The following is a 16587-nucleotide window of genomic DNA, read 5'->3' on the forward strand; positions in this document are numbered from 1 at the left end:
ATGTGGCGGTTTGAAGCCACCCCCCGCAGGGCGACTCCGAAGGGCCGACAATCCCTCATCTCCTGCACAGCACCGCTTCGGAAAGCTCTACCTACATCGAACTCCCTTCCACGTTCGGGACACACCCATCAGCGCACACTCGGCGCCATCAGCCACCGACCCAACCGCACCAGCACGCGATTTCCATCTCGACACACCGGGGTGCAGCCCCACGACCGCCCGGAGCTGGATATCGAGTTGCTGACCTCAGCGCCATGATCCGTCAGCCATTCGTTGGCCGGCGCCGGTTCGGAGAAAACCGGCCTAAACCGGCCTAAGCCGGCCCAAGCCATTGCTTCAATGCCGGTGTAACCGCGCGCTAGGTCGTGTAAAAGGTGTCTGTGGATAATTTGGCGCCCAGCCCGGACCAGCCCACAGCATTGCTGAAGGAGTCCATGACCCGGCGGTTCTACACCCGCTCCCAGGTCACCGGCGAGATCACGTTGCCGGCCGTGCCGGGCATGATCGACGAATACGTGGCGATGTGCGCCAAGCTCTTTGCCACCGTGGGCCGGCAGTTTTCCGACGACGAACTTGCCCATGTCAGAAAGGTTCTCGAGGCCCAATTGGCCGAGGCGTACGCGGCGTCGCATCGCTCGAACATCATCATCTCGTTCAACGCTCCCATCGGCCCGACCTTGCACTACCAAGTGCGGGCCCATTGGCGGACCGTGGCGCAGGAATACGAGAGCTGGATCAGCACCCGCGAGCCCCCACTTTTCGGCACCGAACCCGACGCCCGGGTGTGGGCGCTGGCCAATGAAGCGGCCGAACCACGCACGCATCGGGTGCTGGAGATCGGGGCAGGCACCGGCCGCAACGCCCTGGCGCTGGCACGGCGCGGGCACCCGGTCGACGTGGTGGAGATGACTCCGAAGTTCGCCGACATCATTCGCTGCGACGCCGAACGGGAATCCCTCGACGTGCGGGTCATCGCGCGGGACGTCTTCTCGAGCATGGACGAGCTGCGGCGCGACTACCAGCTGATCGTGCTCTCCGAGGTGGTATCTGATTTCCGGACGGCACAGCAGTTGCGCGGCCTGTTCGAACTGGCGGCGCAGTGCCTGGTTCCCGGCGGACGCTTGGTGTTCAACATCTTCCTGACAGACCTGGACTACATACTCGACGAAGCCACCCGGGAGTTCGGGCAACAGGTGTACACGAGCATCTTCACTCGACCGGAGATGTCGGCTGCCGCAGCCGGGCTTCCGCTCGAACTCGTCGGCGACGACTCGGTCCACGACTATGAGAAGGCGCACTTGCCCCCGGGCGCCTGGCCGCCCACCAGCTGGTATGCCGACTGGGTCAGCGGCCTCGACGTGTTTCCCGTCGAGCGGGAGATGAGCCCGATCGCGATGCGCTGGCTCGTCTTCCGTAAAACCCGCTGAGGCGGGTCACACCGGCAGCAGCTGGTCGATCACCTCGGCCAGCTGTTTGGCCGAGCGGCATTCGTGCATGGCGATCACTTCCTGGTAGCGCGGCACCGCCGAATCACCACTGCCCCACAGGTGTTTCGGCTCGGGATTGAGCCAGTGCGCGTGCCGGCTCGCGGTGACCATGTCGGCAAGCACGTCGACGGCCGGGTTGCGGTAGTTGGTGCGGCCGTCGCCGAGCACCAGCAGTGAGCTGCGCGGCGACAGCACGCTCGGGAACGCCTGCAGGAACGAGACGAACGCGTTGCCGTAGTCGGAATGGCCGTCGCGGGCATACACCCCGGCTTCGCGGGTGATCCGCTGGATCGCCACGGCCAGATCGGCTTCCGGGCCGAACATATGGGTCACTTCGTCGGTGGTGTCGATGAAGGCGAACACCCGAACTCGGGAAAACTGTTGGCGCAGAGCATGGACCAGCAACAGCGTGAAATGGCTGAACCCGGCGACGGAACCGGAAACGTCGCACAGGACAACCAGTTCCGGACGGGCCGGACGCGGTTTGCGCAGCACCACGTCGATCGGGACACCGCCGGTGGACATCGACTTGCGCAGCGTCTTTCGCAGGTCGATCGATCCGGCGCGGGCCCGGCGCCGGCGCGCCGCCAGCCGGGTCGCCAGCGTGCGGGCCAGTGGGGCCACCACTCGGCGCATCTGGCGCAGTTGTTCACCGGAAGCCCGCAGGAACTCGACGTTCTCGGAAAGCTGTGGGATGCCGTACATCTGGACGTGGTCCCGGCCGAGCTGCTCGGCGGTGCGCCGCTTCGTCTCGGCGTCGACCAACTTGCGCAACTGTGAAATCCGTTGCGCTGCAAGTGCTTTGGCTATCTGCTCCTGGGTGGGGGTGGGCTCGTCGCCGTAAGGGGCCAGTAGTCCCGCCAGCAGCTTGCCCTCCAGTTCGTCCAGCGCCATCGCTTTGAGCGCCTGATACGACGAGAACGACGGGCCGCGGCTGGAGCTGTATTTGCCGTAGGCCTCGACGATGCGCGCGATCATCGCCACCAGTCGTTCGTCCATATCGGCCAGGTCAGGGTTGTCGGTCAGCAGATCCAGCAGCATCTGCCGCATCGCCTCGACGTCGGCGGGCGGCAGCGAACCGTCGGCGTCGTCCTCGGTGACCGCCGCGCGGGCGCCCAGTGCTGCGGGAAACCACAGGTCGAACATCGCGTCGTAGGTCTCGCGGTGATCGGGCCGGCGCAGCACCGCGCACGCGATGCCCTCCCGCAACACCTCACGATCGCCCAGACCCAGCGTTGCCATCACCCGCCCGGCATCCACCGTTTCGGACGGACCCACCGAAATCCCAACGGCGCGAAGCGCTTCCACGAACCCGACCAGATGGCCGGGCAGCCCGTGCGGGGCCAGCGGCCGGGTGGGACGGATACGTCGGGTGGCCATCGGCGCAGCCCCTTCAGTTGAGCCGCAGCTCGCCGGCCGCGCGTTGCTGGTCGGATTGGTGTTTGAGCACGACGCCGAGCGTCGCGGCGACCACGGCGTCGTCGATGGTGTCCAGGCCCAGCGCCAGCACCGTCCGGCCCCAGTCGATGGTCTCGGCGATCGACGGCACCTTCTTGAGCTGCATGCCGCGCAACACGCCGATGATGCGCACCAGCTCCTCGGCCAGGTGCCCGGGCAGCTCGGGAACCCGCGACAGCAGGATGCGCCGCTCCAGCTCGGGACTGGGGAAGTCGATGTGCAGGAACAGGCAGCGACGCTTGAGCGCCTCCGACAGTTCGCGGGTGGCGTTGGACGTCAACACCACGAACGGCGCCCGCTCGGCGGTGAGCGTGCCCAGCTCGGGAACGGTCACCGCGAAATCGGAGAGCACCTCCAGCAGCAGTCCTTCGATTTCGATGTCGGCTTTGTCGGTTTCGTCGATCAGCAGCACCGTCGGATCGGTGCGCCGGATCGCCGTCAGCAACGGACGCTGCAGCAGGAACTCCTCGCTGAAGACGTCGTCTTTTGTGGTCTGCCAGTCGCCCGAGCCGGCCTGGATGCGCAGGATCTGCTTGGCATGGTTCCACTCGTAGAGGGCCCGTGCCTCGTCGACGCCCTCGTAGCACTGCAGCCGGACCAGTCCGGATCCGGTGGCCTGGGCGACGGCACGCGCGAGTTCGGTTTTGCCGACGCCGGCCGGGCCTTCCACCAGTAGCGGCTTACCGAGCCGGTCGGCCAGGAAGACGGCCGTCGAGGTGGCGGTGTCGGGCAGGTAACCGGTCTCGGCCAGCCGCCGCGAGACGTCGGCGATATCGGCGAATAGTGGCGTGGACCGAGCGGGTACCGTCACAATAAGTTCTCCTTAACAGGGCCGGCTAGGCCGGACGAGTATGGCCGTCTCCCCACACGATCCACTTGGTCGACGTCAATTCCGGCAGTCCCATCGGACCGCGGGCATGCAGTTTCTGGGTGGAGATGCCGATCTCGGCGCCGAAGCCGAACTGCTCGCCGTCGGTGAACGCCGTCGACGTGTTGACCATGACCGCGGCGGCATCGACCCGTTCGGTGAACCGTTGAGCCGCAGCAAGATTGGTGGTCATGATGGCTTCGGTGTGTCCGGTGCCGTACTCGTTGATGTGAGCGATCGCCGCGTCGACACCGTCGACCACAGCCACCGCGATCTCCATCGCCAGGTATTCCCGGCGCAGGTTGTCGTCGTCGGCATTCGGATGCACGGTGACACCGGCGTCCTGCAGGGCCGTCAGTAGCCGGGGCAGCGCGTGATCGGCGATGTTCGCGTCGACCAGCAGCGTCTCGGCCGCGTTGCAGACGCTGGGCCGGCGGGTCTTGGAGTTCAGCAGAACCCGTTCGGCCACTTCCAGGTCGGCGGCTTCGTGGACGTAGACGTGGCAGTTGCCCACACCGGTTTCGATGGTGGGCACCTGGGCGTCGCGAACCACGGCCTCGATCAGGCCCGCTCCCCCGCGCGGAATGGCCACGTCGACCAGGCCGCGCGCCTGAATCAGGTGGGTGACGGTGGACCGGTCGGCGGCCGAGAGCAGCTGTACCGCATCGGCCGGCAGGTCCTGGCCGACCAGCGCGCTGCGTAACACCGTGACCAGCGCCTCGTTGGACCTCGCGGCCGAGGAGCTGCCCCGCAGCAACGCGGCGTTGCCCGACTTCAGCGTGAGGCCGAAGGCGTCGACGGTGACGTTGGGCCGGCCCTCGTAGATCATGCCGACCACGCCGAGCGGGACGCGTTGCTGGCGCAGTTGCAGCCCGTTGGGCAGCGTGTAGCCGCGCAGCACCTCGCCGACCGGATCGGGTAGGCCCGCGACCTGCCGCAGACCGGCGGCGATACCGTCGATACGCTGCGGGTTCAGGGCAAGCCGGTCGAGCATCGCGGCGGGTGTGCCGGCGGCGCGCGCCGCATCGAGGTCTTCGGCATTGGCGGCGAGAATCTGGTCGGCGCGCGACAAGATCTCGTCGGCGGCGGCATGCAACGCGCGGTCTTTGACAGTCCTGCGCAACACGGCCAGCAGCCGGGCCGCAACCCGCGCCCGGCGGGCGGCGTCGTGCACCTGTCGAAGGTAGTCCGGCTCTCGCTCCTGAGTCGTCCCCCGGGCCTGGGGGCGGGAGGTGCCCCCAGCGCTCGGGGACGGCGCTTGCACACTCATTGCCCCAGCGTAACGGGCGTTAGCCGACCGGGTACGACGGCCCGGTTCTGGGGCGCCGCGGGCGAAGCCGGGGACGAACGGGCCGAAGCGGTTGAGAATTCGCCCGCACCGTCGCGCCGATGCCGATCAGGGCAAGATATTGCACCGCGGACGGCAGCGACTCGGATCGTTCGGTGATAACCGAACGGCGGGTTCGGCACAATGGAGCGTCTTGATCCGATGCGACTTGATCCGATGCGACCGAGTCGTGAGGGCTGGCGGAACACGGCAGGCCGGGAAGACGGGAAAGGACCACATGCATGCCTTCTGACGAAACGTCTCACGAAAAAGGGCCGGCCCAGAAGCTCACGCACAAAGATTTCGAGAAAATCATCGTCTTTCCGGCGCGCGAGATCATCACCATGTGCGAGGCGATGCCGACGGCAACGGCGGTGGCCGTGGGTGGCGGCAAGATCGTCGCCGTCGGCACCGCCGAGACACTGCAGCCGTGGCTCGACCGCTACGAGTACGAAGTCGATGACCGGATGAAGGACAAAGTCCTGATGCCGGGCTTCATCGACCCGCACGTTCATCCGTCCTTGCCCGCTGTGTTGACCCAGTATCCGTTTCTGGCGCCCGACGACTGGACCCTGCCGACCGGAAAGTTCCCCGGGGCGAAAACTCCGGAGTCTTACCTTGCCGGTCTCGACAAACTGGTTGCGGCGCACCAGGATTGGACGCAGCCGTTCGTCACCTGGGGCTACCATCCGCTGTGGCACGGAAAACTCACCAAGTCCGACCTGACCCAGCGCTACGGCGACAAGCCGGTCATATTGTGGCATCGGTCGTTCCACGAGCTCTTCCTCAACGACGCCGCACTCAACTGGACCGGGGTCACGCCAGAGCAGTTCACCGGGCATCCGGACGCCAACTGGGAAGAAGGACACTTCTGGGAGAACGGGGCGCAGCTATTGAACGCGTCTCGGCTGGGCAGACTCCACTTCGATCCGGACCGTTATCGCAAGGGGATGCAGAACTTCCTGGAAATGGTGCATATGGCCGGCGTGACCACGTGCCTGGACATGGGAGTTGGCATCTTCGGCGACCCGGTCGGCGAGACCAAACTGATCCGCGACACCGCCGAGTCGACGCAGGCGCCGTGCCGCATCATTCTCACACCCACCACGGCCGACTTCATCCCCCGCGGCGTCAACCCGGCAGCAGCGCTCGAGGCGGCCGAAGAGTGGGCAACGCACAACAGCAGGCGAGTGATGTTCGACCGTCACTTCAAGCTGCAGGCCGACGGCGCGATCTACAGCGGACTCTCCCAATGCGCCTTCCCGGGCTATCTGGACGGGCACCAGGGCGTGTGGATGGCCCCGCCCGAACTGCTATACAGCTACGCCGAACCATTCTGGAAGGCCGGCTACCAGCTGCACGCCCACATCAACGGCGACCTCAGCTCCGCAACCTACATTGACATCATCCGCAGGTTGCTGGACGTCAAGCCGCGCTTCGGCCATCGCGCCACGCTGGAGCACTATGCCTTCAACAGCGAGGACCAGTGCCGGCAAATGAACGAGATCGGCATGCTGGTCTCCTGCAACGCGTACTACCTCTACATGCTCAGCGACATCTTCAGCGAACAATGGCTGGGTCCGGATCGCGGAGCGCAGATGGTGCGCATGGGGATGCTGGAGCGGATGGGAGTGCCGTTCACCGTGCACTCCGACTGTCCGATGGCGCCGTTGTCGCCGCTCACCCTGGCCTGGGTGGCGGCCAACCGGGTGACGATCAACGGCAACCTGAATTGTCCGCAGGAGCGGGTCAGCCTGCATACCGCGCTCAAGGCGATCACCATCGATGCCGCCTGGATCCTGCGCAAAGAAGACGAGCTCGGCTCCATTCGCGCCGGCAAGAAAGCGGACTTCGCGGTGCTCGAGGAAAACCCCTATGACGTTGGCGCCGAGGGCCTCAAGGACGTCGGCATCTGGGGCACGGTGTTCGAAGGAGAAGTGCATCCGCTCGGGTAAGGGCATGCGGTTGCCGCGGCGGTTTCCTCAGTTGAACCATTCCCGATGCAGACTCTGGCGCACCTGGCTTTGTCGCTCTTCGAGAATGTGGCCGAAGTCCTGCAGCAACAACGGTTGACGCATCACGAGATGCTCGACGTGCTCGCGACCGATCTCCACCGTGGTCACCTCTTCGATCGCGTATGCGCTGGAGAGATTCGGCTGCCGGGTCAGCGCGGTCAGACCCAGAAATCCGCCTTCTTCCAGGGTGGTGATCGGCACCACCGATCCGTCGTCGGCCGTTGCGGTCAGCCGCACCATTCCGGTGACGACGAACATCATCTCCGCGGGCACCTCGCCCACACACTGCACGATTTCGCCGGCACCGTAGCGCAGTATCCTCGCGTGCGACAGCAACGACTGCTGGTCGGCGTCGCTGAGCCGCAATGCCGGTCCGACCACCGTTTTCAGGGCGTCCCGCAGGCGCTCGGTGGTTGAGAAGTCGTCGTCGGCGCCGTCGAGGTGCAGGTTTTCCCGCCGCGCGGCATACCAGACCCAGCGCAGAAATGTCGCTCGCGCGGTGTTTTCGTCAGCGGGTGACCGTAAGCCGATGGTGGTGCAGTACTCGGCGCCGCCGATCGGCTCCGAGGTGGGGCTGAAACCGCTGTGGAGCTGCGGCAGCGCGCCGGCAATCCGCGACAGCATGGCACAAACCCGGTCGGGCGAATCCGCGTCGGAAAATGTGGTCTTCATCGCCAGTTGGTAGGCGCCCGCCGGCCGGCTCAGATTGGTGAACGGCGTGCCGGCCAGCACCGAGTTCGGGGTGATCCGCAGGCCGCTGCCGGTGTCGATGTGGACGGCGCGCCAGTTCACCTCGACGATTCGTCCCCGCGCGGTGGCGGTGTCGAGCCAGTCGTCGATCTGAAAGGGCTGCTCGAACAACATGAACAGACCGGACACGATCTGGCCGACGGAGTTCTGCAACATCAGGCCGATGACGACCGATGTCACACCCACGGCGGTGAACAGTCCGCCGATCCGCACCCCCCAGACATAGGAGAGGATCACCGCAAGCCCGGCTCCGATGAGCACGAACCGGGCCACGTCCAGGAAGATCACCGGTAGCCGCTTGCGCCAGGAACCTTGCGGAGCTGCGGCGAAGACGGTCGCATTGAGCCCGGATAACAGCAGCACCAGCACCAGGAAACCGAATACCGTGGTGAGAATCCGGACGGCGTTGTCGTGGGCCGGGACGCCCTCCGAATTCACGATGAGCAGCAGCAGCGCGCCCAGCGGCAGCAAGTAGTTGCGCAGCAGGCTGATCTGCCTGGCAAGATGACTTCCCCTGCGGCGCAACGTGTGCTGCAACTCGGTGAGAATGACGATCAGGACGGGCAGTCCCAGCGCGACCGAGACGGCCCAGTAGAACCACGAGGCGCTGAAGATGTTCACTGGCGTTCCACCAACCGCCAGATTTGCTGATCCGAACCGCCGACCGAGATGGTTCCGGCCGGCACGAACTTCCAGATGTCGCGCATCGCCTCGTACACCTGTGAAGTGACATAGATGCCGGGTTGCGGTGAGCCACTGTGCATTTGGTAGGCCAGGCTTACCGCGGCACCCCACATGTCGTAGGCGAGGCTGGCGCGACCGACCAAGCCGCTGATGACCTTCCCGGTATTGATGCCGACCCGCAGCCGGAGCTTGTGTCGTGACCGGCTGTTGAATCTGTCGATGATGCGCTGGATCTCGATGGCGAAGTCGACGCTTCGGTGGATATTGTCCAGCCGCGGGGTGGTGGCACCGCAGCTGGCCAGGTAGCCGTTGTGGAACGTTCGAATCCGTTCCACGCCAAGCGCTTCGGCCGCCGAGTCGAACTGCCGGAAGAGTTCGTTGACGACGGCGACCAGTTCGTCTCCGGACAGGTCGTCGGACATGTCGTCGAGCCCCACCATGTCGGCGAAGATCACGGCGACGTCCTGGTGCTCCTGCGCGACGGTCTGCGCTCCCTCGCGATACCGCCGCACGACTGGTTCGGGCATCAGTGACAGCAGCAGCCGATCGTTTTCCTTGCGTTGCTCGTTGAGCAACTCTTCTTTGATCTTGAGGTTGCGGCTCATCTCGTTGAAAGCCGCAGTGAGGTCCCCGAGTTCGTCGCGTGATCGCACCGGAACGGTCACCTCGTAGTCGCCGGCGCTGATTCTCTCGGTGCCGGCCTCCAGCCGTCGGATCGGGCGCACGAGCAGCTTGGCAAGCAGCATCGATACCACGCAGATCGCCAAGGTGATCCCGGCGACCGCCAGTACCAGAGTCTTACCGAACGTGGACAGCCGCTGATAGGCATCCCAGTCGTCCCTGGTCGCCAAGATCGACCAGTGCAGATCGGAGTTCGGCACATCCACCGGCGCGTAGGCTTCCAGTTCCCGATTGCCCAGGTAGTCGGTGTCCTTCGTGACACCGGTCTGTCCGCGCTGGGCGTACCGAACCCCCGCGCTCGGGACCGGCTGCACCAGAACGGTGGTTCCCAGCCGGATCGCGCTGTCCACCACGTCGCGTGGAGTGCCGCCCGCCATCGCCTCCCGTCGATACTTGTCCCGGTCTTGCAGAAACAACCGTGAATCGGAACGCATCAAGTTGTCCGGGCCCACCAGGTAGGTCTCGGTCGAGCGGCCCATGCCGACGGCTTCCCAGTGCTTGTGGGCGTTCATGATGTCGTTGATCTTCGAGATCGGCAGCGGCAACGCCATCACGCCTTCGATCTTGCCCGCCATCCCGATCGGTGAGACCACCCATGCGGTGGGGGCGTTCAGCTGCGGCTGATATTGCTGGAAATCAGTGATCCAGACGAAGTCAACGTTGTTGGAGCGCAACGCTTTCCGGTACGCGTCCCGCAAGACCGTTTCCCGATAGGGGCCGGTGAAGATGTTGGTACCCAGGTCGGGGCCCTTGCTCACGGTGTAGACGACATTGCCGTGAAGATCCAGCAACAACGCGTCTCGATAGTCGAAGCGAGTGACGATCCCGCGGAAGAAGTCGTTGTAGCGGGCATTGGCCGCCGACCAGGCGCTGCCGTCACCGGCGTCGCTGCACAACACCGATTCGCTCGCCGACGCGCACCGTGCGGTGTAGTTGGCCTGAAGGTACTTCTGCGAGTTGGAGGTCGGCAGCAGCGCATTGATGTCGACATCGTCACCGGTCAGCTGACTGATCGGTTTGACCACCGCATTGCTGTAGTAATTGACGATCGACTCCTGCTGGGCCGGGCTGATCGTGGCGTTGGACAGCTGGTTGAAGCCGTCGGTGAACGCCTCGATCGCCTGGACGGCACTGAAACCGCTGCTATACACCTCCAGGGAATTGGTGAACTCGCCGAAAAGCCCCTCCAGCTGCCGCTTGTGCGACTCCCGCAATTCGAGCAACCGCTCCGTTGCCACTTGCTGTAACGCGTTGCGGCCGGTCACATACCCGGTGAGACCGACTATCGCCACCGACATGATGCTGCACAGCAGCAGCGTCACCAACAACTTCGATTGGATGCCCATCCGGAACAACCGCAGCAGCCGGCGCCCACGATTCCCGGTTGGGGCGGGCTCTTCTTGGGATACCGGTTGCGTTGGCTGCCCCGATGTCACTCGGCTTCCTTTCGCTTACGGCGGCAAGACCGGCAGATCACGCAGCAGACTAACGCGAAAATGCAGGGAAAATCGGGTTTGGCCGAAAACATGCCGCCCCAGGGTCCGCTGCCCCCAGGAACGCCGCGGGTGCCTCGATGGCCTATGTTGGTCGATGGCCCGGTTGGTTGATGGCCCGGTTGGTCGACGACTTGGTCGTCACCGCAGCCGGACACTGGTCCGTTACCCCGGCGCCGCAACTTTGCCTCGGAGGGAACCTCGCATGCGAATCACAGTGCCCCTGGTTGTCCTGGCCGTCGTCGCGCTCGGCAGTCCCGGAATCGCCGCGGCCGCACCCAAGACCTACTGCGACGAGCTGAAGGGCACCACTACCGGCCAGGTGTGCCAGATTCAGGTTTCGGACCCGGCATACACCATCAACATCAGTCTGCCGAGTAACTACCCCGACCAGAAGTCGCTGCAAAGCTACGTCGCCCAGACCCGAGACGACTTCCTCAACGTCGCCAAATCGTCTGCTCCCCGCGATACGCCCTACCAGTTGGAGATCACCTCGACCAACTACGAATCGGCAATACCGCCTCGCGGCACCCAGTCCTTGGTGCTCAAGGTCGTTCAGAACGTTGGCAACGGGCAGCCGACGACGAAGTACAAGGGGTTCAACTGGGATCAGGGATATCGCAAGCCGATCACCTACGACACGCTGTGGCAGCCCAAGACCGACCCGCTGCCGACCGTTTTCCCCATCGTGCAAACTGCACTCCAAAAGCAGACCGGACAGCAGGTAGCGCCCACAGCCGGTTTGGATCCGGCGAATTACCAGAATTTCGCCATCACCAATGACGGGGTGACCTTTTTCTTCAACCCGGGTGAACTGTTGCCCGAGTCCGCCGGCCCCACCCAGGCATCGGTCCCGCGCTCCGCTATCGACTCGATGCTGGCTTAGTGGTTCACCCGGTAAGCGTGAGATTGACGTCAGCGCGGAAAATCACGAGAAGGTGTGGCGCTAACGTTGTTCTCGGCGCACCGGCCGCGATCCCCACGCCCGACGAACATGACGGGCGTGACCATTTAGCCAGCAGTGCGCCGGTCCGGCGGTGGCTCAACCCACCCGCTCACGCCGTGTCACCCGCTGCGCCTTGCTTTGCCGTTCATCGATGAGCCGGCCCAGCTCTTGCAGCAATAGCGGCTTGTTCATGACGACGCGCTCGAGGTGTTCGCGGTCGATCTCCAGTGCGGTCATCTCCTCTAGTGCCACCGCACCGGCGGGGTTGGGTTGCCGGGTCAGGGCGGTCACCCCCAGGAAGGCGCCCTGGTTGAGCGTGCCGATCGGGACAACGGAGCCGTCCTCAGCGGTCGCGGTCAGACGAACGCTGCCGGCGATGACGAAGGCCATCCCCTGGGGGACGACCCCCGCATGCTGCACGATCTCGTCGGCCCCGTAGCGCACCACCCTCGCGTAGGGAACCAGCGACTGCTGCTCGGTCAGACTCAGCCGCAGCTCCGGCCCCACCATCGTGCGCAACGCGTCCTGCACGCGGTCGGACGTCGAGAATTCGTCATCGGCCTCGTCGAGGTGAAGCTCTTCCCGTCGGGCGGCGTACCAGACCCACGGCAGAAATGTCGCCTGTGCGGCGCCGTCGTCGGCGGGCGATCTCAGCCGGACGGTGGTGCGGTACTCGCCGCCACCCAGTGCGACCGTTTCCGGCATGGTTCCCGACTTGAGCTGGGGTAGCCCCGCGGCAACCCGGGTCAGCATCGCACACACCTTGTTGGGTGCGTCGGCGAGGGCGAATTTCGTTGTGATCGTGCATTTGTGCGAGCCACTCGGCCGGGACAGATTCGTGAACGACGTGGTTGCCAGCATCGAGTTCGGAGTGATCCGCAAGCCGGTTCCGGTCTCGATGTGCACCGCGCGCCAGTTCACCTCCACAACTCGCCCCCGCGCGGTGGGCGTGTCCAGCCAATCGTCGATCCGGAACGGCTGCTCGAACAGCATGAACAACCCCGACACGATCTGGCCCACGGAGTTCTGCAGCATCAGGCCGATGACGACCGAGGTCACCCCCAAAGCGGTGAATATGCCCCCGACCCGCACCCCCCAGACGTAGGACAGGATCATCGCCAGGCCGACGCCGATCAGTGCAAACCGGGCCACGTCGAGGAAGATGGTGGGCAGCCGCTTGCGCCAACTGTCTTCCGGCGCTGACTGAAATACCGTGGCGTTGAGCGCCGACAACAGCAATACCAGCACCAGGAAGCCGAACAGCGTGGTCAGGATTCGCACCGTGCCGTCTCCGGCGGGGATCTGGGACGCCTTCACCAGGAGCAGCAGCAGGGCACCCAGCGGCAGCAGATAGTTACGCAGCAGGCCAACCTGCCGGGCCAGGTGGCTCTTGCGGCGGACGAGAGAGTTGTGCAACTCGGTGAGGATAATCAGCCCGACAGGTAATCCGATGGCGATGGCGACAGCCCAGTAAAACCACGGCGTACTCAGGACATTCATGATCGCTCCGACAATCGATAGATCGGCTGGTCTACTCCGCCGACGGAGATGGTGCCCGCCGGGGTGAACTGCCGCACATCCCGCATCGCCTCGTACACCGGCGAGGTGACGTAGATTCCGGGTTGCGGTGAGCCACTGTGCGTTTGGTAAGCCAGGCTCACCGCGGCGCCCCACATGTCATAGACGACGCTGGAGCGGCCGACCAGCCCGCTGATGACGTTGCCGGTGTTGATGCCGGCCCGCAGGCGGAGTTCGTGACCCGTTTGCCGGTTGAACCGGTCGATGATGCGCCGCATTTCCAGCGCGAAGTCGATGGTCCGGGCGACATTGTCCAGCCGCGGCGTGGTCACCCCGCAACTGGCCAGATAGCCGTTGTGCAATGTGCGAATCCGTTCGACCCCAAGGGATTCCGCCGCCGAGTCGAACTGCCGGAACAAGTCGTCGACGATTCCGACCAGCTCGTTGCCCGAGAGGTCCCTGGAAATATCGTCCAGCCCCAGGATGTCGGCAAAGATCACCGTGACGTCTTGGTGCTCCTGGGCAATGGTCTTCTCCCCCTCGCGGTAACGCTGCACCACCGGCTCGGGCATCATCGACAGCAGCAGCCGGTCATTTTCCCGGCGCTGCTCGTTGAGCAAACCCTCCTTGATTTCCAGGTTTCGGCTCATCTCGTTGAAAGCCGCTGTGAGATCACCGATTTCGTCACGCGTGGTTACCGGAACGGTGACGTCGTAGTCGCCGGCGCTGATCTTCTGGGTACCGGCCTCCAGCCGCCGGACCGGCCGCACCATCGCCTGGGCGATCAGCATCGAAGCGACACAGATGCCGAGAATTATGGCCACGGTGACCAACACCAGGGCCCTGCTGAACGCGGCCACCGCGGCGAATGCCTCGGAGTTGTCGCGTGTTGCCAGAATCGACCAGTGCAGGTCGGAATTGGGCACATCCAGCGGCGCGTAGGCCTCCAACTCCTTGTTGTCGGTGTAGTCGGTGGCGGTGACGGTTCCGGTCTGACCGCGCTGGGCGGCGCGCAAACCCGCGCTTGCAACGGGCTGTAGCAGCGTCGTGCCACCGAGTTGGATCGCCCGGTTCACCACGTCGAGTGGGGTGCCCGCGGCCACCGATTGTCGCCGGTACTCGTCGGGGTCTTCCACGAAGAGCCGCGAATCAGAACGCATGAGACTGTCCGGGCCTGCGAGATAGGTCTCCGTGCCCCGGCCCATGCCCGCGGCCTGCCACTGCTGGTTGGCGGTCATGATCCGGTTGATCTTGGCGATCGGCAGCGGCAGCGCGATCACACCTTGGGTTCTCCCGTCGGCCTCAACCGGTGCCACCAGCCACGCCGTCGGCACGTCCAGTTGCGGCTGATACGGCTTGAAGTCGGTGATCCAGGTGAAGTCAACGGCGTTGGCGCCCAGCGCTTTAAGGTAGGCGTCGTGCAGGTTGGATTCCCGGTACGGCCCGGTCAGGATGTTGGTGCCCAGGTCGGGATCCTTGCTCAGGCTGTAGACGATATTGCCCCGGGTGTCCAGCAACACCGCATCGTCGTAATCGAACCGGGTGACGATTTCGCGGAAGTAGCCGTTGAATCGCGCGTTGGCGGCCGACCATGCGCTGCCGTCACCGGCGTCGTCGAATCGCATCGAGTCCTGATCCGACGTGAACGGCGCGGTGTAGTAGGCCTGCAGATACTTCTGGGCCGGTGACGCCGGCAGCAACGCGGTGATATCGAGCTTTTCGCCCGTCGTTCGTTCCACCGGTTTGATGAGCTGGTTGATGTAGTAGTTGACAATCGCCTGCTGCTGGGCCGGGTTGATGGTCGCGTCGGCCAATTGGTCGAACCCGGCGGTGAACTGCGCGACCGCCTGCACCACCGTCAATCCCCGCGCATAGATGACCAACGAATTCGTCAGGTCGGCAAACAGCGTCTCGATTGCCCGCTTCTGCGATTCGCGCAACTCGGTCAACCGTTCGTATGCTGCTTCCCGTAGTGAGGCACGGCCGGTTTGGTAACCGACGATAACGACCGCGGCCACCGAAACGATGCTCGACAGCAGCAGCAGGACCATGAGCTTGGACTGGATGCTCACCCGGAACCGCGGCCGGCGGCGGCTCTCCTTCCTCAGGCTCTTGGGGATGATGCTGGTGTGGACCGGGGCGGCGGGTGCCTCCGGCACGGAATCTGTCGCCTCGCCCGATATCACCGGCTTCCTTCCTACAACGCACCGAATCACCTCGCAGACTAGCGCCGACACGCGCGAGTAAACGATGTTTGCCGACAATGTGATGACCAGGGCCGAGCGTTGTTAACGTCGACACAATGACGGCGCGGCGAGTCTGTGTGGTGGGCAGCCTGAACATGGATCTGACGTTCGCCGTCACCACGCTGCCGCGCCCGGGCGAGACGGTGCTGGCGTCGTCACTGAACTGTGCGCCCGGGGGCAAGGGCGGCAATCAGGCGGTGGCCGCCGCACGCGCGGGCGCGCACGTCCAGTTCGTCGGCGCCGTGGGCGACGACGCGGCTGCCGACCAGCTGCGGGGCCACCTGCTGGCCAACGGTGTCGGCATTGACGGAATGGTCCGGGTGCCCGGCCCGAGCGGGACGGCGATCATTGTGGTCGACACCGGCGCCGAGAACAGCATCGTGGTGGCTCCCGGCGCGAATGGGCAGCTGAAGCTGCCGCCCGCGGCGGTCGGCGACTGCGACGTGTTGCTGACCCAGTTGGAGATTCCGCCGGACGCGGCGGTGGCCGCGGCCCGGCAGGCCCGGTCAGTCGGGGCGGTCGTGATGGTCAATGCCTCCCCGGCCGGCCGACTGCACGGCGCCGGGCCCCAATTGGCAGCGGTGGCCGACGTCGTGATCGCCAACGAGTCCGAAGCCCAGCAATGGCGTTGGTCGCCGGCCCACCTGGTGGTCACCCGCGGCGCGCGCGGTGCCCGCTACGTCGGTGTCGACGGCAAACTCGACGTGGCCGCCCCCGCAGTAACCGCGGTGGACACCACCGGAGCCGGTGACGTATTCGCCGGGGTGCTGGCTGCCCATTGGCCACCGAACCCGGCTTCGCCGGCCCAACGACTGCGCGCGTTGCAACGAGCCTGCGCGGCAGGGGCACTGGCGACCACGGTGGCGCGGGCGCCGGAGATTGTGCGCCCGTTGCGAGTGAGTGATCTTTAGTGGTCACGCGACTCGCACCCCATTTCGGGGTTGTTCGGCAGCCTTGCGGCTGCGTCCCTTCCGCGCTTCACAGCCACCGGCCGGGCCAGGCCCGGTCTTACGGTCGGCTCCACGCTTGACGGCGGCCCCAACTGGGCCGACGACGCTAATGGTGTCCTCGTAGCGTGCGAGGTTGATCGCGGCGTTGTCATCACGTTGGTGTG

At 65.0% G+C, this 16587-nt stretch carries 10 protein-coding genes and 2 pseudogenes; 4 read left to right on the plus strand and 8 right to left on the minus strand.

Features of this window, described 5'->3' with window-relative positions; translation table 11 throughout:
* Window positions 1-434 precede the first annotated feature (434 nt).
* Window positions 435-1427 (plus strand): class I SAM-dependent methyltransferase, encoded by a 993-nt coding sequence (locus EET03_RS18205; protein WP_075544123.1) that lies wholly within the window; start codon window positions 435-437, stop codon window positions 1425-1427.
* Between the two features lie 6 nt (window positions 1428-1433).
* Here the strand turns inward: EET03_RS18205 and EET03_RS18210 are convergent, their stop codons facing one another.
* The 3 genes from EET03_RS18210 to EET03_RS18220 are packed head-to-tail and all read right to left on the minus strand — an operon-like array spanning window position 1434 to window position 5083.
* Window positions 1434-2867 (minus strand): vWA domain-containing protein, encoded by a 1434-nt coding sequence (locus tag EET03_RS18210; RefSeq protein WP_075544104.1) that lies wholly within the window; start codon window positions 2865-2867, stop codon window positions 1434-1436.
* 13 nt (window positions 2868-2880) lie between these two features.
* Window positions 2881-3756 carry an AAA family ATPase gene (locus tag EET03_RS18215; RefSeq protein ID WP_063473173.1) on the minus strand — a complete coding sequence of 292 codons (876 nt, stop codon included), beginning with the start codon at window positions 3754-3756 and terminating at the stop codon, window positions 2881-2883.
* A gap of 25 nt (window positions 3757-3781) precedes the next feature.
* The gene (locus EET03_RS18220; RefSeq protein ID WP_075544105.1) at window positions 3782-5083 is read right to left on the minus strand and encodes a glutamate-5-semialdehyde dehydrogenase; all 1302 of its coding nucleotides are present in this window, start codon (window positions 5081-5083) and stop codon (window positions 3782-3784) included.
* Window positions 5084-5382: 299 nt separating this feature from the next.
* Here EET03_RS18220 and EET03_RS18225 point away from each other — a divergent pair, with 299 nt between their 5' ends.
* Window positions 5383-7095 (plus strand): amidohydrolase, encoded by a 1713-nt coding sequence (locus EET03_RS18225; protein WP_082274798.1) that lies wholly within the window; start codon window positions 5383-5385, stop codon window positions 7093-7095.
* 27 nt (window positions 7096-7122) lie between these two features.
* Here EET03_RS18225 and EET03_RS18230 read toward each other — a convergent pair whose 3' ends face one another.
* Window positions 7123-8526, minus strand: a complete 1404-nt coding sequence (locus EET03_RS18230) for a mechanosensitive ion channel domain-containing protein (protein ID WP_075544106.1) — start codon at window positions 8524-8526, stop codon at window positions 7123-7125.
* Window positions 8523-10706, minus strand: a complete 2184-nt coding sequence (locus EET03_RS18235; protein ID WP_075544107.1) for an adenylate/guanylate cyclase domain-containing protein — start codon at window positions 10704-10706, stop codon at window positions 8523-8525. The genes EET03_RS18230 and EET03_RS18235 overlap by 4 nt, the downstream gene beginning before the upstream one ends.
* Window positions 10707-10968: 262 nt before the next feature.
* Here EET03_RS18235 and EET03_RS18240 point away from each other — a divergent pair, with 262 nt between their 5' ends.
* Complete coding sequence (locus EET03_RS18240) at window positions 10969-11649, plus strand: esterase (RefSeq protein ID WP_099193642.1); 681 nt, start codon at window positions 10969-10971, stop codon at window positions 11647-11649.
* 156 nt (window positions 11650-11805) lie between these two features.
* Here the strand turns inward: EET03_RS18240 and EET03_RS18245 are convergent, their stop codons facing one another.
* Together EET03_RS18245 and EET03_RS18250 are read right to left on the minus strand one after the other, a co-directional pair.
* Window positions 11806-13209, minus strand: a complete 1404-nt coding sequence (locus tag EET03_RS18245; protein WP_099193643.1) for a mechanosensitive ion channel family protein — start codon at window positions 13207-13209, stop codon at window positions 11806-11808.
* Entirely contained in the window at window positions 13206-15413 is a 2208-nt protein-coding gene (locus EET03_RS18250; protein ID WP_075544110.1) for an adenylate/guanylate cyclase domain-containing protein, read from the minus strand. The genes EET03_RS18245 and EET03_RS18250 overlap by 4 nt, the downstream gene beginning before the upstream one ends.
* A gap of 116 nt (window positions 15414-15529) precedes the next feature.
* Between EET03_RS18250 and EET03_RS18255 the strand changes: the two are divergent.
* Window positions 15530-16377, plus strand: a pseudogene (locus tag EET03_RS18255) (ribokinase).
* 10 nt (window positions 16378-16387) lie between these two features.
* On the opposite strand, the pseudogene EET03_RS18260 reads toward EET03_RS18255, so the two are convergent.
* A pseudogene (locus EET03_RS18260) lies at window positions 16388-16587 on the minus strand (IS607 family element RNA-guided endonuclease TnpB); the annotation flags it as partial.

It is taken from the genome of Mycobacterium innocens (assembly GCF_900566055.1).
Taxonomy (GTDB): Bacteria; Actinomycetota; Actinomycetes; order Mycobacteriales; family Mycobacteriaceae; genus Mycobacterium; species Mycobacterium innocens.

Excerpts from the sequence above, each read along its gene's own strand:
- EET03_RS18205 (WP_075544123.1), top strand. The coding sequence starts at position 435 with ATGACCCGGCGGTTCTACACCCGCTCCCAGGTCACCGGCGAGATCACG.
- EET03_RS18210 (WP_075544104.1), bottom strand. The coding sequence starts at position 2,867 with ATGGCCACCCGACGTATCCGTCCCACCCGGCCGCTGGCCCCGCACGGG.
- EET03_RS18220 (WP_075544105.1), bottom strand. The coding sequence starts at position 5,083 with ATGAGTGTGCAAGCGCCGTCCCCGAGCGCTGGGGGCACCTCCCGCCCC.
- EET03_RS18225 (WP_082274798.1), top strand. The coding sequence starts at position 5,383 with ATGCCTTCTGACGAAACGTCTCACGAAAAAGGGCCGGCCCAGAAGCTC.
- EET03_RS18240 (WP_099193642.1), top strand. The coding sequence starts at position 10,969 with ATGCGAATCACAGTGCCCCTGGTTGTCCTGGCCGTCGTCGCGCTCGGC.
- EET03_RS18245 (WP_099193643.1), bottom strand. The coding sequence starts at position 13,209 with ATGAATGTCCTGAGTACGCCGTGGTTTTACTGGGCTGTCGCCATCGCC.